Raw genomic sequence first — 21,253 nt, 5'->3', positions numbered from 1 at the left:
TCAGCGCGCTTTGCCGCAGACCTCCTTGGCATAGACGTCCGGCTTGAAGCCGACCAGCAGCTTGCCACCCATTTCCAGCACAGGCCGCTTGATCATCGATGGTTGCGCTAGCATCAATGCCAACGCCTTCTTCTCGCTGAGGCCTTCCTTGTCGGAGTCGGGGAGCTTCTTGAAGGTCGTCCCGACGCGATTGAGCAGCGTCTCCCAGCCGACCTTGTCGCTCCACTGCTTGAGCTTATCCTTCTCCACGCCCGCCGCCTTGTAGTCGTGAAACTCGTAAGGCACGCCATGGGCATCGAGCCAGGCGCGGGCCTTCTTCATGGTGTCGCAGTTCTTGATGCCGTAGATGATGTTGGGCAAAACGTTCCTCGCGCATGGCGTATCGTGCTGTGCGTGGTGTTGTACGAAACTCCGGCTCGCGCGACAATATTGCGAACCATCCCAGCTCTCCGAACGGACATCCCATGCACGTTACCCACGATCCTGCAGCTGCCGCCTCGCCGACCATCGACTTCAACAGCTTCCTCGCGGTCGATGTCCGTGTCGGCACCATCGTCGACGTCAAGCCGTTTCCGGAAGCGCGCAAGCCCGCCTGGCGGCTGTGGATCGATTTCGGACCCGCCATCGGCGTGCGCAAGAGTTCGGCCCAGATCACCGAAAACCACCCACTCGAGACCCTCGTGGGGCAACAGGTTGCGGCTGTCGTCAATTTCCCGCCGCGCCAGATCGGCCCAGTCGTCTCCGAGGTGCTGACGCTCGGCTTCCCCGATGCAAACGGCAAGGTCGTGCTGGTGCAGCCGAGCAAGCCTGTGCCGAATGGCGGACGCCTGTTCTAGGGAAGATCACGGCCGCTTCGGAATGTTCAGCCCGCGTTGCACCGCCGGACGCGCCAGCCCGCGTGCGAGCCAGTTGCCGACCGTCTTGAACTGGCTGAACTCCACGAGATCGCCGGCGCCGTAGAAGCCGATCAGATTCCGCACCCAGCCGAGCATGGAGATGTCGGCGATGGTGTAGTCGTCATCCATGAACCACTGCCGGCCGAAAAGATGCGCCTCCATCACGCCGAGCAGGCGCTTGGACTCGTTGACGTAGCGCTCCAGCGGCCGCTTGTCCTCGAAATCCTTGCCAGCGAACTTATGAAAGAAGCCGACCTGCCCGAACATAGGCCCGACACCGCCCATCTGGAAGTGCACCCACTGGATGGCCTGATAGCGGCGAGCGGCATCCTGCGGCAGCAGCTTGCCGGTCTTCTCCGCGAGGTATTGCAGGATCGCCCCGGACTCGAACAGCGGCAGCGGCCTGCCCCCGGGACCGTTGGGATCGAGGATCGCCGGGATCTTGCCGTTCGGATTGAGCGAAAGAAACTCCGGCGTCTTCTGATCGTCCTTGCCGAAATCGACCAGGTGGACTTCGTAGGGAAGTCCGATCTCCTCCAGCATGATCGAGACCTTGACGCCGTTCGGCGTGGGCAAGGAATAAAGCTGGAGCAGTTCGGGATGTTTGGCCGGCCAACGTTTGGTGATAGGAAAGGCGGACAGATCGGACATCGGGACCTTTGGTGCATGGACTGAGGCGTGCTCAATCTAGGTGAGGCGCCGTGCGGCGCAAGCCACACTTCGTCCCGACGAACCTGCGCTTATGGCGGCAGCGTTGCCATCACCACGGTCGGGGTCGTTGCTTCATGTTGCAGTCGATACTCGATGAACCGTTCCCCCGTGATCAACAGCAGGGCCGTAAAGGCGATCGTCAGCATCGCGGTCGCCAATTGGCGCACGTCGTACATGGCATTTTGTCCCTCAACAGCCTTTGGCGTAAAACGTCGGCTCAAGCACCACGTTCCGAAGCGACATGAAAATATTGCTATTTTTTCCCGGATTGTGCTTCGAAGCCATCGCGCTGTTCCGGCATCCCGTGCAGGGACCAATGGCGTCCTCAAGCGTTGTCGCTGGATGAACATCGAGAAACGCGCCCTGCTCGATCACGCCGATCGCTGTCGCCGCGTCGCGAACGATCTCGCTCGCAGCGAAGCCGCGCAGCGGTTGCGAGCAATGGCCGACGAGTACCAAGCGAGAGCAACAAGACTGGACGACGAGGGCGTCTCCTCGAATCCGGGCCGCAATAGTCGCAGTCACTTCGAAGACAATGGCGATCGGGAGGGTTGATCGACCTCAAAAGTTGATCTCCATCCGCAATCCGCGCGGATCGATCTCCTCTCCGCCGACACGTTGCGCGCTGTCGCGTGCCGCGACCGCGCAGGCGCACGCATCGATGAGATCGTCGCGGCCGATGCCGGTGCCGTGGCGAAGCGTCAGCCATTTCGGCAGACGCGTGAAGCCGCGTTGCTCCAGCAGCGCGACACGCTGTTCGAGACCGCGCGCCGACGTCTTCTTTGCGAGACGGACTCGCCCTGCGAGATTCCAGAAAATCAACTCCGGATGGGCTTCGCCGATCGTCGCCTGCCGCGTTGGCGTCATGGCTTCGTCGACCTCCTTGAGCTTGTCTCTGATATTCCAGAGCTGCGCCGATACTCCCCTGCCCTTGCCTTCATGCGTCCAATAGAAGCGGTTGGCCGCCGCCATGTCGGGAAAGCTCCAAAGGTCTCTCCGCGCGCCAAGAAACACGGCAGGGCCGATCAGCTCGCGCGCACGCAGATCGCACGCGCGATAGCCGCTTGGATTCAAGCCGATCGGCATGTCGATCATCGCGCGCGCATGCGGCACCGCGAGCAGACGCGTCAGGCCCGGCGAGTAATCGAAGCCATGATCGCCACGCTCATCGATCCAGGCAGCAACCCAGCCGAAGCGAAATCCGTCGAGACCGAGATAGGTTGGCACATTGTTCGCTGATCCCATGCGATTTCACACGCGCCTTTGCTTGACATCCGCAGGTTGCGGGCGTATCTCCCGCGGCCTCGCGAGCACTTCCGTTCGTGACAGACAACATGAACCGAGCGATGCCCTACCGCTACGAAATCCTAGTCTGCACATCGAATGGCTTCCAGCCAATCGATCGCGCACGCGCGGCCCATGGGAGCGATCTTGCCTGACGGCAAGGTCGACAGTCCGCTTCTCACGGACCCTCCCGAGCCTGCCGCTCCGGAGGGTTTTTTGTTGCCCGCCGCGCGGCCCAACCGAACAACCCGGCATCGGCCGGAACGGGAGACCCGGATCCCCGGGGCTCTCGCTAGAGAGGCGCGTGCCCAAGCGAGCGGGGCCGTCGACGACTTCTCCGACGCTGTGGTCGCGTGGATCGCGGCGTCGGAGACGGCGTTGAACCGATGCGCAACGACAACGGCCCCGGACGCGGAGCACCGCGCCAGGGACCGGCGAAAACTCTGAAATGACTGCGCGCACCCTCAACGGTGCGCGAGGGACTTGAAGCAGGATACAGGACCATGCGACGACCCGATCCCTACATGGAACGCGCCCGCGAGCTCTGCCTCGCCGCCGGTGTCGATCCCGACTCGCGCGTCGGCGAAGGACGCGGCCAGCCGGCCTGGTGCCTGTATAAGGACGCCGCGCGCAAGGAGCATCTCACGCGCGAGACCGATGCCGTCGCGGGCGAGATCGCGAACCTGCGCCCGCAGGATGCCCGCTTCCAGAATGCGCCGCTGAAGGTGTTCGGCCCGCACGAGGATGCGACGATCGCGCAGATGCGCAACTGCATGGCGGTCGGCAATGTCGTGTCCGGCGTGATCTGCGCCGACGGTCATCTCGGCTACGCCCAGCCGGTCGGCGGCGTCATCGCCTATGAGAAGCAGATCAGCATCTCGGGCGTCGGCTTCGACATCGGCTGCGGCAACATGGCAGCGAAGCTCGACACGCGCTTCGACGACATCGCAGGCCTCGTGCCCACGATCATCCGCGATGTCGCCAAGACGATCTCGTTCGGCGTTGGCCGTGCCAATGCCGAGCGGGCCGAGCACGCGCTGTTCGACGACGGCGATGCCTGGCGCGAGAGCGATATGGAGACTTACCGTCCGAAGGCGGCGAACCAGCTCGGCACGGTCGGATCGGGCAACCACTATGTCGACCTCATGCGCGACGAGGAAGGCTTCGTCTGGATCGGCGTCCACTTCGGCAGCCGCGGGCTCGGCCACACCTCCGCGACGCGCTACCTCAAGGCCGCCGGCGGCAAGGACGGCATGAACGTCCCGCCTGCCGTGGTCGACGAGGAGTCCGAGCTCGGCCGCCGCTACATCGCGGCGATGCAGCTCGCCGGGCGTTATGCCTATGCGGGCCGCGAGTGGGTCGTCGAGCGCGTCCGCCAGATCATCGGCGGCAGCGTGACCGAGACCGTGCACAACCACCACAACTATGCCTGGCGTGAGACCCACGACGGCAAGGATTTGTGGGTGGTGCGCAAGGGCGCGACGCCGGCGTTTCCCGGCCAGAAGGGATTCGTCGGCGGCTCCATGGGCGACGACGCCGTCATCCTCGAAGGCGTCGACAATCCAGAGGCCAAGGCCTCGCTCTACTCGACCGTGCACGGCGCCGGCCGCCTGTTCGGACGACGGGAGGCGAAGCGGCGCTTCACGCGCGCGGAGATGGACCGCTGGCTCAACGAGCGCGGCGTCACCTTGATCGGTGCCGACCTCGACGAGAGCCCGATGGCCTATCGCCGCCTGCCGGACGTCCTGGCGCAGCACGCCGGCACCGTGAAGGTGCTGCACACGCTGCGGCCGTTCGCCGTCGCCATGGCCGGCGAAGGCGAGTTCGATCCGTGGAAGGACTGAGGACAGCATCGCGAGCGGGAGGCAACGCCTTCCGCTCGCTTTGCTTGTCGCGGCAAAGCTCGACGACCGGACCGCGTCTTCGCGTCAGCCCGCACCGACCGCCTGATAGGCCAGGCGCTTGAACTCGAAGAAGAACGGATTCCAGAAGCCCATGTAGCGCTGCGTCATCAGCACGCCGGCGGTATTGGCCTCAGGACAAATCCACCAATGGGTGCCGGCAAGGCCGCCCCACTGGAATTCGCCGGTCGAATTCGGGGGATCGAACGGCGTCGGCGCGAAGGTGACGGCGCCGCCGAGACCGAACCCCTTGCCGGGGATCGGACCGAGATTGGCGAAGCGGATGGTCTGGCCTCCGGGCAATTGGTTCGCCATCATCTGCCGCAGCGTCTCCGGCTTCAGCAGCGTATCCGAACCGGGCAGCAGCGCGCGGACCAGCGCCAGCATGTCGGGTAAGGTCGAGACCAGACCGCCACCGCCCGACAACCGCGGCAATTGCCGCCGATAGGCTTGCGGATAAGGCAGATGGTCCGCCCGGGTGAGGCCGGGCTTCATGGGATCGAGCACATCAGCGCCATTGTAGAGCGCAACCAGCCTGCCTTGCTGCGCCTCCGGAACGTGGAAGCCCGTATCGGTCATGCCGAGCGGATCGAAGATGCGCAACTTCAGAAAGACATCGAGCCTCTGACCGGAGGCAACCTCCACGACACGGCCGAGCACGTCGGTCGCCACCGAATATTCCCAGGCCGTACCAGGGTGATAGGACAGCGGCAGATCAGCCAGCCTGTCGATCAGGTCGGTGAGCGGCGTCAGCGGATTGAGCACGCGCGCCTCGTTGTAGCCTTTGAACAGCACCGTGCCAGGGTCGAAGATGCCGTAACTGAGACCGGAGGTATGGGTCAGGAGTTGGCGGATCGTGATCGGGCTCTTCGCCGGCTCGACATCCGAAAGACTTGCCGCGCCCTGTTTGAGCACCTTGCGATTGCCGAGCTGCGGCAGGAATTTCTCGATCGCATCATCGAGCCCGATGCGGCCTTCCTCCACCAGCAGCATGGTCGCGCAGGTGACGAAGATCTTGGTGTTGGAAAACGCGCGGAAGATATGGTCGGGCCGAAGCGTCGTGTTCGCCTCACGGTCGGCAAAGCCGACGCATTGCTGGTCGACCACCTCGCGCCCGCGCAGCGCCGCCCAGGATGCACCCGGAATGATCTCCTGATCGACATAGCGCTGCATCGCCGTCCGCGCGGCGGAAAAATCAGGTGTCCTGGCGTCCATATATTCCCCCAAGTGTGGTTGGCATCGATATAGCGCGAATTCGCGGGATATGAAGCTCGCCGCGCAGCTCATCCCTGTTTCATCAGCACTGTGACGTGCAGGCGACGCCGAATCCGCATGCCCTGCCGTTGGTACAGCGCAATCGCGGACGTATTGTGGGAAAACACATGCAGGAACGGAATTTCACCGCGCGCCTCGATCCGGCGCGCGATGGCGGCGAGCAACGCCTGCGCGTAACCGCGCCCGCGATGATCCGGATGCACGCAGACGGCCGTCATCTCGGTGAAATTGCCCGGCTTCATCCGCTCGCCGGCCATGGCGACGAGCTCGCCGCGGGCGCGGATGCCGAGGAAGGTGCCGAGCTCGTGCGTCCGCGCCGCGAACGGCCCGGGCTTGGTCAGCTCGGTCAGCGCCATCATGGCGGGAACATCGGCCGCGCCCAGGCGGACGATCTCGGCGTCGCGCAGCGAGGTGTCGGCGGGCGAGCCGATCATCTGCTCGCCGGGCTCGGCGAGCAGTACCTTGAAGCCGGCGGGAATTTCGACCGGCTCGGGCGTGAACAGGACCGCGACTTGCGAGCCCGACATGAGATCGCCGAGCGCCGCAAAACTTGCCGCGGACATGTCGACCATATCGGCAAACGGCGTCATGTCCACGGGATAGCGCAGAGCCCGCGGGCCGCCCTCGGCCAAATGCTTCTGGCTCGTCGTCAACGCGCTCCAGATCGGGCGATCCAGCAGCGCCTCATTGCTCGCCGACATCGGCCTAGTCCTTGTCGAAGCTGACGATGACGGCGGCATTGGCAATGAGGATGGGATCGTTGGCCACTTCCGTAGCCGAGGGAATCTCAAGCCCGCCCTTGACCGCGGTGACGGTCACGGTGCCGTAAGGCAGCTCCTTGGCGACAGCTTCCTTGTCCACCGCCTCGGGGTTGGGCACCCCGATCGTGACATCGACGAACATGTCGTTCGCGGTCTTGCCGATCATCCGGAAGAAGCCGAGGCTCGAATGCCTGATGGCATCTGACACGGCACGCTTGGCCGCCTTGGTGGCGTCCCTGCCGTGAACGTCGACGCCCATGCCCATCTCGGTGACACAACGAACGCGGGTCATTTTCTATTCCTGTGATTGGTTGAGTGACTGGAAGTGTCGGCGATCGGGACGCACGGCACAAGTACGGTTGCTCTCTCGCCCCGGCTCTGCAGCGCACCGCCAAAGAGGCGCTGCGCCGCGTCCGGGGCACGAGACCGTAGTTTTCACGCCTTCGATTTCTCATGCGCCCGCAGTTCGTCGCCGAGCACCCGCACGTTCTCCGAATAGTCGATCGGGATCGAGACGAGGTGCACGCCGCCCTCCTTGAATGCCGCCTCCAGAGTCGGGCCAAAGCCGTCGATGCTCTCGATCCGATGCCCTTTCGCCCCGTAAGCCCCCGCGTAGAGGACGAAGTCGGGATTGCCAAACGTCATGCCGTAATCGGCAAAGTGATCGACGGCCTGCTTCCAGCGGATCATGCCGTAGGCGTTGTCCTCCAGCACCAGCACGACCAGGTTGAGCTTGAGGCGGACCGCCGTCTCCATCTCCTGGCTGTTCATCATGAAGCCGCCGTCGCCGGCAACCGCAAGCACGCGGCGGTCGGGATAGAGCATCGCAGCCATCATCGCCGACGGCAGGCCGGCGCCCATGGTCGCCAGCGCATTGTCGAGCAGCAGCGTGTTGGCGACGCGGGTGCGGTAGTTGCGCGCAAACCAGATCTTGTACATGCCGTTGTCGAGCGCGACGATGCCGTTCTCGGGGATCACCTGGCGGATGTCGTGCACGATGCGCTGCGGCGTCGGCGGCCAACGTGCCTCGGTGGCCCGGTCGTCGATGTGATTCAGGATCTCTTCCCGCAATGGCAGCAGCGCCGCGGCCTGCGGTAGCTTGCTTTCGAGCCGATCCGCCAGCAGCTCCAGGCTCGGGCCGACGTCCCCGACGACCTCGGCATCGGGGAAATAGACCTGCTCGACGCTCGCCGGCGTGTAGCTGACGTGAATGACCTTCGGGCCCGAGGGGCCCATGATGAAGGGCGGTTTCTCGATCGGATCGTGGCCGATCGCGACGATCAAATCGGCGGCATCGATCGCGTCATGGACGTAGTCGCGTTCCGACAGCGCCGCGGTCCCCATATAGAGATTGGTGCCGCCGGGCACGGTCCCCTTCCCCATCTGCGTCGTGAAGAACGGAATGCCGGTCCGCCGCACGAAGCTTGCGATGCCGTGCGTCGAGCGCGGCCGGCTGGTCGCCGCTCCCATCATCACCAGCGGGCGCCGTGCGGCCATGATCATCTCGGCGGCGCGGTCGAGCGCGGCGCGATGGGCGACGGGGATCTCGATCGGATGGACGGGGACCACGGGAACGCCGGGCACTTCGTCGCCGGCAACGTCTTCGGGCAGCTCGAGGTGCACCGGCCCGGGCCGCTCCTCCATCGCGACGCGGAAGGCGTCGCGCACCACGGTCGGGATGCTGGAGGCGCTGACGATCTGCCGCGACAGCTTGGTCAGCGGCTTCATGGTCGCCACCACGTCCACGATCTGGAAGCGGGCCTGCCGGCTGCTCATGATCGGCTTCTGGCCGGTGATCAGGATCATCGGCATGGCACCGAGATGTGCATAGGCGGCGCCCGTCGACAGGTTGAGAGCACCGGGGCCGAGCGTCGACAGACAAACGCCGGGCTTGCCGGTCAGACGCCCATGCGTGGCAGCCATGAAGGCCGCGGCCTGCTCGTGGCGGGTCAGGATCAGCTCGATCCTGGACGCCCGCAGCGATTCGACAAGATCGAGATTCTCTTCGCCGGGAATGCCGAAGATGCGATCGACACCCTCATTCTCCAGGGCCGCGACGAACAGGTCCGATCCCTTCGCTTTGCATTCCCGCTCGCTCAATGTCGCCTCCGCCTGTTGTAGACCCGAACTCCCCGCGCGGGCGCATGGTAGCGGCTCGCGGCACGGGAACAACTCACAAAGAGGCGCGCTACCGGAAGCTCGATCGGCTCTCGCGCGATTGACAGACCATGATATCTGACTAAAGTCAGACATCATGCTCGATGCCGTCTCCCGCGTCCGCCGCTTCAACCGGGCCGTCACTTCTGCCGTCGGTGCGCTCGACAATTCGTTCCTCGGGCGCAGCCGGCCGCTTGGCGCGGCGCGGGTGCTCAATGCGATCGGGCACGGACGCTCGGACGTGGCGGAAATCCGCGACTATCTCGGTCTCGATTCCGGGTTGATGAGCCGGCTGCTCCGCAGCCTCGAGGACGAAGGGCTGATCGAGACCACCGCGCGCGAAGACGATGCGCGCCGGCGCATGGCAAAGCTGACGCGGGCTGGCCGTCGCGAGTTCGCGGCCTACGAGGCGCTGTCGAACGCGCAGGCGGAAGGTTTCCTCGCGCAGCATTCGCAGCGCGAGGCGCTGCTGGCGGCGATGGATCTGATCGCCTCCGCACTGACGCGCGAGCGGGTCGCGCTGGACGAGATGGATCCGCGATGCGAGGAAGCGCGCTACTGCCTCGGCGAATACTATGCCGAGCTCGGCCGCCGCTTCAGCCAGGGCTTCGACGTCTCGCTGTCGCGCGATCCCGATGCCAAGGACATGCGCCGCCCGCGCGGCACCTTCATCGTCGCGATGTCGGACAGGCTGCCGATCGGCTGCGTCGGCTTGAAGGGAACCGATCACGGCTATGCCGAGATCAAGCGGCTGTGGGTGGCGCCTGCCGCGCGCGGATTGCGGCTCGGCCGCCGCCTGATGGATGCGGCCGAGAACGCGGCGCGGGAACTCGGCATCACGCTGCTGCGGCTCGACACCAACAGCGCGCTGCCCGAAGCTGGTCAGCTTTATCGCAGCACGGGCTGGAGCGAGATCCCCCGCTTCAACGATGATCCCTATCCGGACCTCTTCTTCGAGAAGCGCCTCTGAGCTGGACCGGTTCGCGATCCTCGTGCGTTATGGTCGAAGCCGCTGGAGCTTCGCCATGACGAGAGACGACCTAGCTGCCATCTACCGCGATTACATCGCCTGCCTGAACCGGCGGGACTGGCCGGCGCTCGGACAATTCGTGCATGAGGAGGTCGCCCACAACGCGCGGCCCCTTGGGCTGGCCGGTTATCGCGCGATGCTGGAACGGGACGTTCGGGAAATACCGGATCTGCAGTTCCACATCGAGATGCTGATCTCCGATCCTCCCCGCATCGCCGCCCGGCTGAAGTTTGATTGCACGCCAGCCGGGACATTCCTGGGTCTTGCGGTCGATGGAAAGCGCGTGTCCTTTTGCGAGAACGTGTTCTACGAATTCCAAGACCGAAAGATCCGGCAGGTCTGGTCGGTGATCGACAAGACCGCGATCGAGGCGCAGCTCTGACGCCGCGCCTCGATCAGGAGCTCACGCCGCCGCCGGCGCCACCTCCCCTTGCGGCTTTGCGAAGGGGCGGAACGTCATCGCCATCAGGAAGGCACCCAGGCCCATCGCCCAGGAGGCGATGTAGAGCCAGGCATAGCTGGAGAAGGCGTCATAGATCAGGCCGCCGGCAAGCGGGCCGGTCGCCATGCCGAGGCTGCCGGCCATCGCGGTGCCGCCGATCACCGTGCCCATCATCTTGAGCGGGAAGTTCTCGCGGATGAGCACGGCGTAGAGCGGCATGGTGCCGGCATAGATGAAGCCGAAGATGGCGCCGACCGCATAGAACGTCGTGAGCTGATGCGCGAAGACGTAGGCGAGCGCGCCGAACGCCTGCAGCAGGAGGCCCGAGACCAGCACGCGCTTGGCGCCGAAGCGGTCGCCCATCAGGCCGAAGGCGATGCGTCCGCCGAGGCCGGCAAACCCCTCGATGCTGTAGATCGTCACCGCCGCGACCAGCGGGATGCCGCAGCTCACGGCGTAGCTGACGGTGTGGATGATCGGGCCGGAATGGGTCGCGCAGCAGAAGAAGTTGGTGGCAAGCAAAATGAGGAATTGCGGCGAGCGCAGCGCTTCGCCCATCGACATCTCGCCTTGCGCAGCGCCCTCGCCCGCCGGTGCGGCCGCTGCCTGCACCAGCGCGGGCGGACGGCGCACCAGGAACGAGACCGGGATCATGATGGCACCGACCACCAGCGCGACGATCTGCATCGAGGTCCGCCAGTCGTGGCCGGAGACGAGCCAGGCCGCCAGCGGCGACATCGTCATCGGCGCCATGCCCATGCCGGCGGAGACCAGCGACACCGCGAGGCTGCGATTTGTGTCGAACCAGCCGGTGACGGTCGCCATCATCGGCGCGAAGATTGCCGCACAGGCAGCGCCGACGAGAAGGCCGAATACGACCTGGAACACGAGAAGCGAGGTCGCGTGACTCGCCGCGAACAGGCTGAGCGCCAGCACGATCGATCCCGTCAGCACCACCGGCAGCGGCCCGAACCTGTCCGACGCCGTGCCCCAGGCCATGCTGGTGAAAGCCATCGCCAGAAAGCCGATCGTCATTGCGCTGGAGATGCCCGTCACCGACCAGCCGGTGTCCTTTGCGATCGGCTGCAGGAACACCGGCAGCGAAAACATGCCGCCGATCGCGACGCAGCCGAGCAGGCCGCCGGCGGCGACGATCACCCAGCGATAGTTGGAAGAAGTCATTTCGGTCTCCCGTCAGGTCTGTCCGGGTGGAAGACGAAGGAGAACGGCGCGGACCGACAACGCTCACGGCATTTTTGCCGCACGCTTATGTGCCCCGCCGACAAAAAGTCGAAAAACAACCCCATGCACAGTAGCCGACCATTGTGGAATCAATGACTTACGAGGTCCGTCATTTGCGATATGGGACGGCGAGTTGACCTGTCGGGCAAAACACCGGCACAATGTCATCATCCCGCCAATCGACAGCATCGCAGCCCGAAGGCCAACGCCGGCCTGCGCTCACCGCCTCGCCGCGCTCGGTCAAGCCTCGAACATTGCCTTGACGTCGTCCTCGGTGATCGATCGAGGTCGGCTCGCGCTCGCCCGGCTATCTCACGACATGCTCCGACCTGACATGATCAGCGCGAATTCAGACGGTCGGTTCATGCACAAGCACGATACCCCTGCCCGCGCTCAATCCATCGCCAAGATAACCTTTCCAAATCCTCCGCCGCGCTCCACGCTGCGATGGGCATCGGCGGCGCGTACCAGCGGAAACACCTGATCGACCAACGGTTTCAGCCCACCCGACTCAAACAGCGGCAAAAACCCTTCGGAGAAACGACGGACCATCGCCCGCTTCTCGTCCACGCCTCGCGATTTCATGACGGTGCCCACCAATCGCAAGTGGTTGTGCAGCAGCAGGTTGAGCGGAATCGAGGGGGCGTGCTGGCCGCTCAAAATGCCGACTTGAACCAGGGTCCCGCCAGGCCGAAGGCTGCGAAGGTTGCGCGGCAGGTAATCGCCGCCGACGAAATCGATCACGGCGTCCGCGCCGCGACGATCGGTAAGCCTTGCGACGACGCTTTCGAAATCATCGGCACGATAGTCGATCACAGCGGCGGCGCCGATGCTGCCGACATCCGCCAACCGCGAAGCGCTCGCCGTTGCGTAGACGGTGGCGTCCAGCGCATGGGCGACCTGCACGCAGGCGGAGCCCACTCCGCCCGCGCCGCCGTGAACTAGGACGGTTTGACCAACATGTGAGACCGCTTCGACGGCCGTCACAAATGATTCCATGATCGCCGCACCCTCGACGAACGAGACATTGCCTGGAATGCTGATCGCCATGCGACGGTCGACCCGGGCGAATTCGGCATACGCTCCCCCGCCGACGATCGCCATCACACGTTGCCCGATCGAGGCTTCGTCGACTTCGCTGCCGACGCCAACGACTTCACCGGCCAGCTCGAGGCCAAGCAGGGCGCTCTCGCCAAAGCTCTGGTTGCCGTAGGCGCCGTTTCGCTGGAGAATATCCGCGCGGTTGACGCCTGCCGCCTTCACACGCACCAGCAGATCCTGGGGACGAACCTCCGGCCTCGGCAGTTCGGCCAGGCGGAGAACCTCCGCCGGACCGAAGCCATCATAGACGACGCCTTTCATTTTGCCTGCTCCCGTGTATGGGCCTTGGCGCGCCGCGCGATGCTGGCGGCGAACAACGGCGTCTCGCGGCGATTGTGGTCGCTTCCGGCCGCTTGGCGTGCGTTGGCGGCGTCTTCGAAGGAAATGCCGTGCTTGTCCAGGAATGCCATGAAGACGTCGGTCGGGTGTGCCGTGACTCTGTTCGTATAGCGGGTGCGCCCTTCATCGATAGCTTCGGCCTGAAGCTCCCAGATAACATTGACCTGGGTCCGGCCATTTGTCGTAAACACGTCCGAGATTGAATTCATGCGGCAGTAGGTCTTGCTGGCCACTTCCGCCACATAGTGTTGGATGACCAGCCCGGTGCCGATCTGCTCGACGTTGATCATCATGCGGCGCCCGTCGTCTGTGGTGCTGACGCCGGCCGCAATGTGATCAGGCGGGCAGCAGCGCAGATATTCGGCTTCGGAAAGCGTGAACAGCCATTCGGCGATGTCCACTCGGTCGAGCGGTACATCAATGACCGCGGTATAGGCCGATTGCGACAGGATGCGATCGAGAGCCTTCATGATAATCTCCTTTCATTCAAGGGCTTAGGCCGGTAAGGCCCGCCTTCGAGGGAGGAGATACGGCTTTTGAGAGTCAATGATAATGAACCTTAGGCACGAAACCCTTTTGCGAAAGGCGCAAAGATGAAAGACCCGCGGTTTGCGGAACATCTGGCAATCTATGTTGACGTGGTTCGTGGCGGGAGTTTCTCCAGCGCCGCACGTCATCGCGGTGTGACGCCCTCGGCCGTCGTCCGACAGATCGACGCGCTGGAGCACAGTGTCGGGGTGCCGCTGCTGGTGCGCTCGACCCGCGCGCTCGCGGTGACCGATGCCGGAGAACGACTGTTTGAACGCGCGCAGCGATTGCTCGACGACCTGGCCGACACGCACGCAGAGATCGCCGCTTTCAATGGTGCGGTCGCCGGCGTTCTTCGTCTTGCCTGCTTTCCGACCTTTGGCAAGCGCTACGTGGTCCCCACCCTGGAAACGGTCATGCGGAATCATCCCGGCCTCACGGTCGAACTCGATCTCACCGAAAGGCTCGCTGATCCCGTGCTGGAGCGGCTCGATGCCGTGATCCGGATTGGCGAACTTGCCGACAGCACCCTCATCGCGACCAAGCTGGCATCGCAGAACAGAATGCTGGTCGCCACTCCTGCCTATCTCGATCGTCACGGCATACCGACCGAAACGAAAGACCTCACCGGCCATCGGCTGATTGACAAATTGCACGGCGCCGACCTGCTGGGCTGGACGGACGTGCTTGGTCACCCCGCGGGCGCAGCGCCCGGGCCGCAAGCCGTTTTTCGATGCGACGACTTCGAAGCGATGCGGCTCGCGGCACTCGCCGGCATCGGCATCGCATTCCTGGCAGACTGGGTCGTCGGGACAGACATACGCGCCGGTTCACTGACACGAATTCCGCTCGACGACGAACGGTGGAATGAGGCGAAGGCCGGCGTCTATCTGTTGCGTGCCCTGGCGCAGCCGTCTGCCAAACTGAGGATCCTGACTGCCGCGTTGCGGGATTCCATCGGGTCGCCGCCAGTGTGGGCGTAGTACCGACGCCAATGACATCGTGACCATCCACCCCATCATCCATGCCTTGAATTGCAGGAGATCCCTCCATGCCAAAGATCGACATTGCCGTCGTGCCGGCTCGCAAGGGCTCCGGCTACCCCGCGCCCTTCGATGCTCCTTGCGCTGATCGGATCCGGCAGCGTCTCGGCGATGCCGGGGGCCTGAAGGATTTCGGGATCAACCTGATGCGCCTGCCGCCGGGCGGCTGGTCGAGCCAGCGGCACTGGCATTCGCACGAGGACGAGTTCGTCTACATCCTCGAAGGCGAGGTGACGCTGATCGAGGATGGCGGCGAAACTCTGCTGCGCGCAGGCGATTGCGCGGCCTTCCCCAAGGCAAGCGGCAACGGCCATCACATGATCAACAGGTCGAATACGACGGCTGTCTATCTCGAGGTCGGCTCGCGCTCGCAAGCCGACCTCATCACCTGCTCCGACATCGACATGATGAGCCCCGCATCCGACGGCCGCTTCCTGCACAAGGACGGCACGCCCTATCCGGACGCGTGAAGCATCTGGAGCAACGCCTCACATGGCCGCGCTGCGGCGCCACGTGCTGACGGTGAGCCAGACCGCCGAGACGAGGAAGTAGAGCGCGCCGACCGCAGCATAGCCCGCGACGTTCGCGATCGATGGCACCGCAGGCATCGAGGCCTGGAAGATGAAGAAGCCGCCCGCCAGCGCCGACTGGCCACCGCTGAGCACCATGGCCCATTGCGCGCCGAAACGCTTCCAGCGCCGCACGGCCGTGCCGAGCTGAAGCAATCCGGACAGGATTGCCCAGGCCCCGAAGATTCCGAGCACCCAATTCATGCTCACCTGCAAGGCCAGGATGACCGCGATGGTGGTCGCCAGACTGACCAGCACGTTCAGGCCCTGCGTGCGATTCTCGTTCAAGCCGCCGCTGGAGAGCGCGTCGAGATAATTGGCGGCAGCGTCCCAGGCCGGATAGGCGACGAGCAACGCCGCTGCGATCACCGCGGACGTTGGCGCGATCACGAAGGCCGCAATGACCCAGGCGACGGAAAACGCGGCACGCAGGAAGTAATATTGCTTCAGCCATTGCGTTTGGTCGGCCGCGTCCAAAGCGATCTCACGATTTCTCATCATCGTCTCCTTACCTACTAGTTGGTAGTTTGGCATGTGAAGCGGAGGCATCGAGCCGCCCTGACCGGCATTGCCTGTGTCGACCTCGTCAGTGTCTGGTAGAAAGCCGATCCAGCAGCGGCCGGATGATGGTTCCGAACATCCTTGGATCGCCATAAGCGCGCGCCGACAGCATCGCGCCGTGAACGGTTGCCATGAATCCCTCCGCCTCGACCCGTGCCGTGCTGGCGAGGTGGAGCTGCCCTTGCCGCTTGCCGCGCTCCATGACCGATGCCAGCCAGGATCCCAGGAAACGGAAGTGCGCGCGGACTTCGAGCGCCACCTCCTCGGGCAGGATCGGTAGCTCGCTGGCAAGGAGCGCACAGACGCAGAACGGGGCCGTCGCGTCCTTGATGCAAGCCTCCCAATACGCGACGTAGCTCTTGAGCTGCTCGGCGGGGTCAGCGACATTGCGTTCGAGCGCCGACAACCCTGCCTGGGCCTCCTCGCGATAGCGCGACACGAGGGTGCGGACCAGGTCGACCTTGCTGGCGAAATGGTGGTGGATGCTCGGCTTGCGGATGCCCACGACATCGGCGATGTCGGCGTAACTGAAGCCGTTATAGCCGCCGGCGATGATCAGCGTCCGGGCACACGCAAGAATGTCGTCGGCGGTCGAGGAAACGGTGCTCATGGCGCCTAGCTACCTTCCAGTAGGTAGGTCGTCAAGCCAGGATGCTTCAATGATCCGTGAGTGGTAGGAGCCTGCATGACCATCCGCCCGATCGTGCGCTATCCCGACCGCCGGCTCGCGCTGCCGGCCCACTCCGTCACCGCATTCGACGATTCCTTGCGCGACCTCGCGAACGACCTGCTCGAGACTATGCGTGCCGCGCCCGGCATCGGCATCACCGCGCCGCATATCGGCGTGCCCTTGCGAGTCGTGGTGCTGGAGCTCGACGCCAAGGACGGCGCGCGGACTTACGTCAATCCGGAGATCACATGGGCCTCGCCCAAGATGATCCTGCACCGCGAGGGCAGTGTCTCGATGCCTGGGGTCAACGACGAGGTACAGCGCCATGCGCGGGTGCGGATCAGCTATCAGGATGTCGAGGGCAATATGCAACACGAGGAATCGGACGGCCTGCGCGCGGTGTGCCACCAGCACGAAATCGATCAGCTCGACGGCATGTTCTGGCTCCAGCGGCTATCGCGGCTGAAGCGCGAGCGGCTGGTGAAGAAGTTCGAGAAGTTGTCGCGGAATTCGTAGGGTGGATTGGCGACGGTGCAATTCACTGTGAGCACGGCGTCGAGAGAGTGTGCTCCAATCCACCCGACGTGCCTTGCAAGCTCAAGCCCTCTTCCCGCTCCGCTTGGTGATCGGAGCGTTGCGACGCGCACGTTTGCCACGCGCGATCTCGGTTGCCAGCGCGTCCAGCTTCGGCTCCCAGAAATTCCTGAACTGACCGATCCACGTATCGACCGCCTGAAGCCCGGCAACGTCGACCGAATAGAGGCGCCTTTGCGCCTCCGCCCGAACGCTTGCAAAGCCGCTCTCGCGCAGCACCTTGAGGTGCTGCGAGACGGCCGCCTGGGTGATTCCGAACTCGGCCGCGATCACTTCGACCACCTCGCCGGACGCCATCTCCTTGAGGCCGAGCAGCTCGAGGATGCGGCGGCGCACGGGATCGGCGAGGACCTCGAAGACGTGCATCAGCTTCCGGTGCCCGGATGCGCGATGTCGGGCGGCATCTCGCCGCGATAGAACGCGATGGTGCGGTCCGAGCGCTGTTTCGCGGTGGCCGGATCGACCCCGCTCGCGACGTGCGCCGCCCGCCAATACTCGCCGCTCGTCGTCATGAATTCCTTGCCCTCGGGCGAGCCCATCCAGGCCTCTGCCGTTTCATGGTCGACCGAAGCCCCGGTCACAAGATATCGCTCGAGCCCCGCAAGGGCGAGGTCCCAGCCGATGCCCACCGCACCGGGGCCGAACTGATTCCAATGATCCTCGATGATCGCGGTGTGCTCAAGGGTCAGGCGCACCTGGCTTCGTTCCGCGCTCAGCCTGACGTCGATCCAGCTCAAAGCGCCACCGAATTCCCACGTCGCGGCGAAATGGGTCGGCGGCGTACAGGCCGTGATGGTGCCGCCCGCATTGCCCTTGACCTGGTATCTTCCGCCGAGCTGGAGGTCGCCCTCGACCGGCGCGAACCAGCGCGGGATACGCTCCCTGCTGGTCACGGCGTCCCAGAGATCGTCGACGCCGGTGTCGTAGAGGCGCGTCAGAATCACCGCGCTCGCCGGTTTTCCGTCCTTCTCAAAGCTCCTCACCGAGCGCGTCACAAGCCCCAAGACCCTGGCGACGTCGATCTGCATCGTGCTTCTCCTTGTCGTTTCTTGCACGGAAGAATATCGGCCGGCACTAATATAAGTCAATACTTATATGATTCCCGCGCCGCTGCGTCAAACCGCCTCGCGAGGCGATGCGAACAAAACACCTACCCAGGCGTCTATCCGTGCCCACCACCCGCCAGGCCCGCACAAGACGGAATGAATTCATGAAAGTTCGCAAATTCGCCATCTCCGACGCTTCGCTTGAACGCTCGCCGGGACAGGACGGCGATATTTTCGCCGGCAATGTGGTCGACCAGCGCCACGGCGGACCGATCACGATCGGCTTCGGCCGCTACGCGCCCAACCAGAGCCTCGAGGAGAAGCTCGTGGTCGACGATGTCATGGTGGTCCTGGAGGGAAAATTGTCGGTCACGAACGACGGACGCACCGTCACGGCAGGTCCGGGCGAGATCGTCCATATGCCGAAAGGCGAGACCGTCACGATCCGCTCGCACGAGCAAGGCGCCGTCACCGCCTACGTCACCTATCCGCACTGGCAGGAGGTGCATGAGGCGCGAGCTCGTGGCAATCGTTGATGTCGACCTGCCCGCCTGCTGCGACCCGACGGAAAAGGGCCCGACCCAGAGACCGCTATTTCAGCGGGAGAAACAGTTCCGCGACCGTCTCGTGCTCAGGCACCTCCGGGAAGAAGCTCAGCCGCTGGCAATAAATCGGGAAGTCGCGCACTTCCTCGCCGCTGGCCGGCAGCCAGTTGCGATAGAGGTAGAGCGCGGCCGGCTCCAGATTGTCGGTGTAGCCGACGACGCGCAGCACGGCGCAGCGTCCGCCGGGGATCTCGCCGGCCTTGATCCCATCGCCATCAGCCGCGAGCGGCTGATCGGTGCCCACACAAAGATCCACGCTATAATCGGCTGGGCGCGCAGGACGCCGCTCGGAACGCCAGACATTGAAGGTCGGGTTTGTGCTGGGGTGCAGGCCCGCCGCCTTGCGCCAGGAGATGAAGCGCTGGATGGTGGCGGGGAGCGTCGCCGAGTCGCCCCGATGCTCCATGATCGCCACCTTCGTGGTGGGCACATCGCGGATCGTCACGTCGTCAGTCGTGAAAGTTCTCTGTATGAGCTTGCTCCTCGCGATATCGAGAGGCCCGAAGGCCGCAAGCCACGGCTCCCACTCGGGAGACTTCCGGAACGACGATGGCGATTGCCCGAATCGTTGCCGAAAGGCGCGGGCAAAGGCATCCGGTGCTTCGTAGCCGGCATCCATCGCAATGTCCGTGACGCTTTCGGCGTCGGTGAAGGCGAGTTGATGCGACGCGCGCTTCAGACGGGCCAGCTGGACGTAGCGGTGCACGGATAGCCCGAAGGTCGCCGTGAACTGCCGGTGGAAATGGAATTTCGAGAAGGCAGCAACACCGCTCAAACTTTCCAGGTCCAGATCATCGTCGAGATGCCGGTCGATATGGTCCAGCACCCGCCGCATCCGGACCTGATAGTTTTGCAGCGCCGCCTTCATCGTCCCTCCTCCGTGGCGGCCTCATATAGGCGCGAACGGCCGTGGCGTGCTCGACGGATCTTGCGGTTTTGGGCGCACTGTCGTTGCCCGGCTCGACCAGGCGACCTAGTACGCCGCGGCCTTTCGATTCAATCACAATGGTCTCTGGAATACTGATCGCCCGGCCAAAAGCCGGGCGATGACAGCGAGTGCGCGGCGCGAACGGACGACGCGCCCTCACCCGCCCGCCATCAGTGCCTTCGCCAGCGCCCTGTAGGCCGGCAGCGTCACGGGGTCGTTGGCGGCGTTGCCCGCCATGGGGTGCGAGGCGTAGCGCGCGATCACCATCTCGGCCCTGGGATCGACGTAGATGCCCTGGCCGTAGACGCCGCGCGCCATGTAGGCGCCGTGGGCGTTGTGCGTGACCCACCATTGGTTGTGATACGACGCGCCGGGCAGCGTGGTGTAGCCGGCCGGCTTGAATTTCTCGGGGTCGCCGCCGCGCGCGATGTCCTCAACGACCTGAGACGGCACGATCTGGCGGCCGTTGAAGCGGCCGTGATTGCGCATGGTCTCGCCGAAGCGGGCGAGATCGCGCAGCGTGGTGGAGAGACCGCCGCCGCCGCTCTCGGTGCCGATGCGGTCGACGTGATAATATGCGTCCTCCTCCGCACCCATCGGCTGCCAGATGCGCTCGGAGAGCAGATCGGACAGCGTCATACCGCTGGCGCGGCGGCAGATCCAGGCCAGTACGTCGGTGTTGACGGTCTTGTAGGCGAAGGCCTTGCCGTGCTCGCCCTGCTTCTTCTGCGCGATGAGGAAATCGAAGATGGTGGTCGGGCCGTCATAGTCAGGCGGAATTGGCGCCATGCCGTTGGCGCGCCGCAGGCCCCACACGTCCGAATTCTTGTCGGTATAGACCTCGGTGTAGGCGAGCCCCGTGGTCATATCCATGACCTCGTGCACGCGCGCGTCCCCAAACGCGCTCGCCTTCAGCTCCGGCACGTAATCCGTCACCGGCGCCTGCGGATCGATCTTGCCCTCGGCGACCAGAATGCCGGCGAGAACGCCGGTGAACGACTTCGTCACCGACATCCCGATATGCGGCTTGTGCGGCTTCAACGCGCCGAAATAGCGCTCATAGATCAGCCTGCCCCGGTGCAGCACGGCGATGCCGTCGGTGTACGTCTCTTCCAGCATCTTTTCAAACGTCATGGGCCGCCCGTCCATCGTGGTCGAGCCGACCGCGCCGATGTCGTGATCCTCGCGCGGCAGCACCGATGCGGGCCCTGCCCCGCGCCAGACGTTCACCGTCGGCACCAGCTGGCGGATGTTGCTCCAGGCCCAGCGCAGTTCGGGGAAGCTGCGAAACGAGCCGTTCTGGAAAGTGATGGTGCGGTCGGGTGCCGGCGGGAAGCCGCGCATCCAGCCGAGGGCTTCGGGATCGGTGGAGGTGGCAGTGGCGGACAGTTGGCTGGCGGCAGTAGCGACGGACATGAAGACGAGCTCCGAAGGGGACCATACGGATCACGTATCACGGGAGAACGTGACGGACATCCGACGTTTACGCCGGGGGGCTACGCGCATCAGGACGGCGGCAACGCGCCGAAGGGGTCAGCACGGCCTGGCTTATCGGGCGGCCCCCGCCCTC

The 21,253-nt window shown here is 64.4% G+C and carries 26 protein-coding genes; 8 read left to right on the top strand and 18 right to left on the bottom strand.

The annotated features are described in order from the left end of the window. Window positions 1-360, bottom strand: coding sequence for an ArsC family reductase (locus tag ACSHT2_RS00520; protein ID WP_440639921.1), 360 nt, complete (start codon window positions 358-360; stop codon window positions 1-3). A 104-nt stretch (window positions 361-464) separates the two neighbouring features. Between ACSHT2_RS00520 and ACSHT2_RS00515 the strand changes: the two genes are divergently transcribed. Next, window positions 465-836 (top strand): tRNA-binding protein, encoded by a 372-nt coding sequence (locus tag ACSHT2_RS00515; protein ID WP_440639920.1) that lies wholly within the window; start codon window positions 465-467, stop codon window positions 834-836. A 6-nt stretch (window positions 837-842) separates the two neighbouring features. On the opposite strand, the gene ACSHT2_RS00510 is transcribed toward ACSHT2_RS00515, so the two are convergent. From ACSHT2_RS00510 to ACSHT2_RS00495, 4 genes are all read right to left on the bottom strand, one after another. Beyond that, window positions 843-1,547: a glutathione S-transferase family protein gene (locus ACSHT2_RS00510; protein ID WP_440639919.1), complete on the bottom strand. Its 705-nt coding sequence runs from the start codon at window positions 1,545-1,547 to the stop codon at window positions 843-845. An 89-nt stretch (window positions 1,548-1,636) separates the two neighbouring features. After that, window positions 1,637-1,783 carry a hypothetical protein gene (locus ACSHT2_RS00505; RefSeq protein ID WP_440639918.1) on the bottom strand — a complete coding sequence of 49 codons (147 nt, stop codon included), beginning with the start codon at window positions 1,781-1,783 and terminating at the stop codon, window positions 1,637-1,639. Window positions 1,784-1,796: 13 nt separating this feature from the next. Further along, window positions 1,797-2,066, bottom strand: a complete 270-nt coding sequence (locus ACSHT2_RS00500) for a hypothetical protein (protein WP_440639917.1) — start codon at window positions 2,064-2,066, stop codon at window positions 1,797-1,799. A gap of 102 nt (window positions 2,067-2,168) precedes the next feature. Next, the gene (locus ACSHT2_RS00495; protein WP_440643008.1) at window positions 2,169-2,834 is read right to left on the bottom strand and encodes a DUF429 domain-containing protein; all 666 of its coding nucleotides are present in this window, start codon (window positions 2,832-2,834) and stop codon (window positions 2,169-2,171) included. 560 nt (window positions 2,835-3,394) lie between these two features. Between ACSHT2_RS00495 and ACSHT2_RS00490 the strand changes: the two genes are divergently transcribed. After that, complete coding sequence (locus ACSHT2_RS00490; RefSeq protein ID WP_440639916.1) at window positions 3,395-4,735, top strand: RtcB family protein; 1,341 nt, start codon at window positions 3,395-3,397, stop codon at window positions 4,733-4,735. Between the two features lie 84 nt (window positions 4,736-4,819). Here the strand turns inward: ACSHT2_RS00490 and ACSHT2_RS00485 are convergent, their stop codons facing one another. The 4 genes from ACSHT2_RS00485 to ACSHT2_RS00470 form a co-directional block, all read right to left on the bottom strand. Then, window positions 4,820-6,007 (bottom strand): serine hydrolase domain-containing protein, encoded by a 1,188-nt coding sequence (locus ACSHT2_RS00485; protein WP_440639915.1) that lies wholly within the window; start codon window positions 6,005-6,007, stop codon window positions 4,820-4,822. Between the two features lie 68 nt (window positions 6,008-6,075). Further along, on the bottom strand, window positions 6,076-6,768 hold the full coding sequence (locus ACSHT2_RS00480; RefSeq protein WP_440639914.1) for a GNAT family N-acetyltransferase: 693 nt from the start codon (window positions 6,766-6,768) through the stop codon (window positions 6,076-6,078). A gap of 4 nt (window positions 6,769-6,772) precedes the next feature. Then, window positions 6,773-7,120: a Lin0512 family protein gene (locus tag ACSHT2_RS00475; RefSeq protein ID WP_018646107.1), complete on the bottom strand. Its 348-nt coding sequence runs from the start codon at window positions 7,118-7,120 to the stop codon at window positions 6,773-6,775. A gap of 143 nt (window positions 7,121-7,263) precedes the next feature. Continuing rightward, window positions 7,264-8,928, bottom strand: coding sequence for an acetolactate synthase large subunit (locus ACSHT2_RS00470; RefSeq protein WP_440639912.1), 1,665 nt, complete (start codon window positions 8,926-8,928; stop codon window positions 7,264-7,266). A gap of 154 nt (window positions 8,929-9,082) precedes the next feature. Between ACSHT2_RS00470 and ACSHT2_RS00465 the strand changes: the two genes are divergently transcribed. Together ACSHT2_RS00465 and ACSHT2_RS00460 are read left to right on the top strand one after the other, a co-directional pair. Next, window positions 9,083-9,955, top strand: a complete 873-nt coding sequence (locus ACSHT2_RS00465; RefSeq protein WP_440639910.1) for a bifunctional helix-turn-helix transcriptional regulator/GNAT family N-acetyltransferase — start codon at window positions 9,083-9,085, stop codon at window positions 9,953-9,955. A gap of 55 nt (window positions 9,956-10,010) precedes the next feature. Next, a complete protein-coding gene (locus tag ACSHT2_RS00460) occupies window positions 10,011-10,397 on the top strand; it encodes an ester cyclase (protein WP_440639908.1) in 387 nt (128 codons plus the stop codon). 21 nt (window positions 10,398-10,418) lie between these two features. Here ACSHT2_RS00460 and ACSHT2_RS00455 read toward each other — a convergent pair whose 3' ends face one another. The 3 genes from ACSHT2_RS00455 to ACSHT2_RS00445 form a co-directional block, all read right to left on the bottom strand. Then, complete coding sequence (locus ACSHT2_RS00455; protein WP_440639906.1) at window positions 10,419-11,639, bottom strand: MFS transporter; 1,221 nt, start codon at window positions 11,637-11,639, stop codon at window positions 10,419-10,421. 453 nt (window positions 11,640-12,092) lie between these two features. Then, window positions 12,093-13,061 (bottom strand): NAD(P)H-quinone oxidoreductase, encoded by a 969-nt coding sequence (locus ACSHT2_RS00450; RefSeq protein WP_440639904.1) that lies wholly within the window; start codon window positions 13,059-13,061, stop codon window positions 12,093-12,095. Then, the gene (locus tag ACSHT2_RS00445) at window positions 13,058-13,609 is read right to left on the bottom strand and encodes a hypothetical protein (RefSeq protein ID WP_028182088.1); all 552 of its coding nucleotides are present in this window, start codon (window positions 13,607-13,609) and stop codon (window positions 13,058-13,060) included. The genes ACSHT2_RS00450 and ACSHT2_RS00445 overlap by 4 nt, the downstream gene beginning before the upstream one ends. A 123-nt stretch (window positions 13,610-13,732) precedes the next feature. Here ACSHT2_RS00445 and ACSHT2_RS00440 point away from each other — a divergent pair, with 123 nt between their 5' ends. After that, complete coding sequence (locus ACSHT2_RS00440; protein WP_440639901.1) at window positions 13,733-14,650, top strand: LysR family transcriptional regulator; 918 nt, start codon at window positions 13,733-13,735, stop codon at window positions 14,648-14,650. A 68-nt stretch (window positions 14,651-14,718) separates the two neighbouring features. After that, window positions 14,719-15,180 carry a cupin domain-containing protein gene (locus ACSHT2_RS00435; RefSeq protein ID WP_440639899.1) on the top strand — a complete coding sequence of 154 codons (462 nt, stop codon included), beginning with the start codon at window positions 14,719-14,721 and terminating at the stop codon, window positions 15,178-15,180. Between the two features lie 18 nt (window positions 15,181-15,198). On the opposite strand, the gene ACSHT2_RS00430 is transcribed toward ACSHT2_RS00435, so the two are convergent. Then, window positions 15,199-15,777, bottom strand: coding sequence for a DUF308 domain-containing protein (locus tag ACSHT2_RS00430; RefSeq protein WP_440643007.1), 579 nt, complete (start codon window positions 15,775-15,777; stop codon window positions 15,199-15,201). 88 nt (window positions 15,778-15,865) lie between these two features. Continuing rightward, a complete protein-coding gene (locus ACSHT2_RS00425) occupies window positions 15,866-16,450 on the bottom strand; it encodes a TetR/AcrR family transcriptional regulator (RefSeq protein ID WP_440639897.1) in 585 nt (194 codons plus the stop codon). 75 nt (window positions 16,451-16,525) lie between these two features. Between ACSHT2_RS00425 and ACSHT2_RS00420 the strand changes: the two genes are divergently transcribed. Beyond that, the gene (locus ACSHT2_RS00420; protein WP_440639895.1) at window positions 16,526-17,026 is read left to right on the top strand and encodes a peptide deformylase; all 501 of its coding nucleotides are present in this window, start codon (window positions 16,526-16,528) and stop codon (window positions 17,024-17,026) included. A gap of 81 nt (window positions 17,027-17,107) precedes the next feature. Here ACSHT2_RS00420 and ACSHT2_RS00415 read toward each other — a convergent pair whose 3' ends face one another. Continuing rightward, window positions 17,108-17,470, bottom strand: coding sequence for an ArsR/SmtB family transcription factor (locus tag ACSHT2_RS00415; protein ID WP_440639893.1), 363 nt, complete (start codon window positions 17,468-17,470; stop codon window positions 17,108-17,110). Continuing rightward, the gene (locus ACSHT2_RS00410) at window positions 17,470-18,132 is read right to left on the bottom strand and encodes an SRPBCC family protein (RefSeq protein ID WP_440639891.1); all 663 of its coding nucleotides are present in this window, start codon (window positions 18,130-18,132) and stop codon (window positions 17,470-17,472) included. Before ACSHT2_RS00410 ends, ACSHT2_RS00415 begins: the two co-directional genes overlap by 1 nt. Before the next feature lie 182 nt (window positions 18,133-18,314). Between ACSHT2_RS00410 and ACSHT2_RS00405 the strand changes: the two genes are divergently transcribed. Then, complete coding sequence (locus ACSHT2_RS00405; protein WP_440639889.1) at window positions 18,315-18,686, top strand: cupin domain-containing protein; 372 nt, start codon at window positions 18,315-18,317, stop codon at window positions 18,684-18,686. 55 nt (window positions 18,687-18,741) lie between these two features. On the opposite strand, the gene ACSHT2_RS00400 is transcribed toward ACSHT2_RS00405, so the two are convergent. Further along, the gene (locus ACSHT2_RS00400; RefSeq protein ID WP_440639887.1) at window positions 18,742-19,623 is read right to left on the bottom strand and encodes an AraC family transcriptional regulator; all 882 of its coding nucleotides are present in this window, start codon (window positions 19,621-19,623) and stop codon (window positions 18,742-18,744) included. A gap of 216 nt (window positions 19,624-19,839) precedes the next feature. After that, a complete protein-coding gene (locus ACSHT2_RS00395; protein WP_440639885.1) occupies window positions 19,840-21,099 on the bottom strand; it encodes a serine hydrolase domain-containing protein in 1,260 nt (419 codons plus the stop codon). Between the last annotated feature and the right edge of the window lie 154 nt (window positions 21,100-21,253).

It is taken from the genome of Bradyrhizobium sp. PUT101 (genome assembly GCF_052043945.1).
Taxonomy (GTDB): Bacteria; Pseudomonadota; Alphaproteobacteria; order Rhizobiales; family Xanthobacteraceae; genus Bradyrhizobium.
This window is presented reverse-complemented; position numbering and strand designations above follow the sequence as displayed.

What these genes read in the sequence shown, in the direction of transcription:
- ACSHT2_RS00515 (WP_440639920.1), top strand. Translation starts at nt 465, where the DNA reads ATGCACGTTACCCACGATCCTGCAGCTGCCGCCTCGCCGACCATCGAC.
- ACSHT2_RS00510 (WP_440639919.1), bottom strand. Translation starts at nt 1,547, where the DNA reads ATGTCCGATCTGTCCGCCTTTCCTATCACCAAACGTTGGCCGGCCAAA.
- ACSHT2_RS00505 (WP_440639918.1), bottom strand. Translation starts at nt 1,783, where the DNA reads ATGTACGACGTGCGCCAATTGGCGACCGCGATGCTGACGATCGCCTTT.
- ACSHT2_RS00490 (WP_440639916.1), top strand. Translation starts at nt 3,395, where the DNA reads ATGCGACGACCCGATCCCTACATGGAACGCGCCCGCGAGCTCTGCCTC.
- ACSHT2_RS00485 (WP_440639915.1), bottom strand. Translation starts at nt 6,007, where the DNA reads ATGGACGCCAGGACACCTGATTTTTCCGCCGCGCGGACGGCGATGCAG.
- ACSHT2_RS00480 (WP_440639914.1), bottom strand. Translation starts at nt 6,768, where the DNA reads ATGTCGGCGAGCAATGAGGCGCTGCTGGATCGCCCGATCTGGAGCGCG.
- ACSHT2_RS00475 (WP_018646107.1), bottom strand. Translation starts at nt 7,120, where the DNA reads ATGACCCGCGTTCGTTGTGTCACCGAGATGGGCATGGGCGTCGACGTT.
- ACSHT2_RS00465 (WP_440639910.1), top strand. Translation starts at nt 9,083, where the DNA reads ATGCTCGATGCCGTCTCCCGCGTCCGCCGCTTCAACCGGGCCGTCACT.
- ACSHT2_RS00460 (WP_440639908.1), top strand. Translation starts at nt 10,011, where the DNA reads ATGACGAGAGACGACCTAGCTGCCATCTACCGCGATTACATCGCCTGC.
- ACSHT2_RS00455 (WP_440639906.1), bottom strand. Translation starts at nt 11,639, where the DNA reads ATGACTTCTTCCAACTATCGCTGGGTGATCGTCGCCGCCGGCGGCCTG.
- ACSHT2_RS00450 (WP_440639904.1), bottom strand. Translation starts at nt 13,061, where the DNA reads ATGAAAGGCGTCGTCTATGATGGCTTCGGTCCGGCGGAGGTTCTCCGC.
- ACSHT2_RS00445 (WP_028182088.1), bottom strand. Translation starts at nt 13,609, where the DNA reads ATGAAGGCTCTCGATCGCATCCTGTCGCAATCGGCCTATACCGCGGTC.
- ACSHT2_RS00440 (WP_440639901.1), top strand. Translation starts at nt 13,733, where the DNA reads ATGAAAGACCCGCGGTTTGCGGAACATCTGGCAATCTATGTTGACGTG.
- ACSHT2_RS00435 (WP_440639899.1), top strand. Translation starts at nt 14,719, where the DNA reads ATGCCAAAGATCGACATTGCCGTCGTGCCGGCTCGCAAGGGCTCCGGC.
- ACSHT2_RS00430 (WP_440643007.1), bottom strand. Translation starts at nt 15,777, where the DNA reads ATGAGAAATCGTGAGATCGCTTTGGACGCGGCCGACCAAACGCAATGG.
- ACSHT2_RS00425 (WP_440639897.1), bottom strand. Translation starts at nt 16,450, where the DNA reads ATGAGCACCGTTTCCTCGACCGCCGACGACATTCTTGCGTGTGCCCGG.
- ACSHT2_RS00420 (WP_440639895.1), top strand. Translation starts at nt 16,526, where the DNA reads ATGACCATCCGCCCGATCGTGCGCTATCCCGACCGCCGGCTCGCGCTG.
- ACSHT2_RS00415 (WP_440639893.1), bottom strand. Translation starts at nt 17,470, where the DNA reads ATGCACGTCTTCGAGGTCCTCGCCGATCCCGTGCGCCGCCGCATCCTC.
- ACSHT2_RS00410 (WP_440639891.1), bottom strand. Translation starts at nt 18,132, where the DNA reads ATGCAGATCGACGTCGCCAGGGTCTTGGGGCTTGTGACGCGCTCGGTG.
- ACSHT2_RS00405 (WP_440639889.1), top strand. Translation starts at nt 18,315, where the DNA reads ATGAAAGTTCGCAAATTCGCCATCTCCGACGCTTCGCTTGAACGCTCG.
- ACSHT2_RS00400 (WP_440639887.1), bottom strand. Translation starts at nt 19,623, where the DNA reads ATGAAGGCGGCGCTGCAAAACTATCAGGTCCGGATGCGGCGGGTGCTG.
- ACSHT2_RS00395 (WP_440639885.1), bottom strand. Translation starts at nt 21,099, where the DNA reads ATGTCCGTCGCTACTGCCGCCAGCCAACTGTCCGCCACTGCCACCTCC.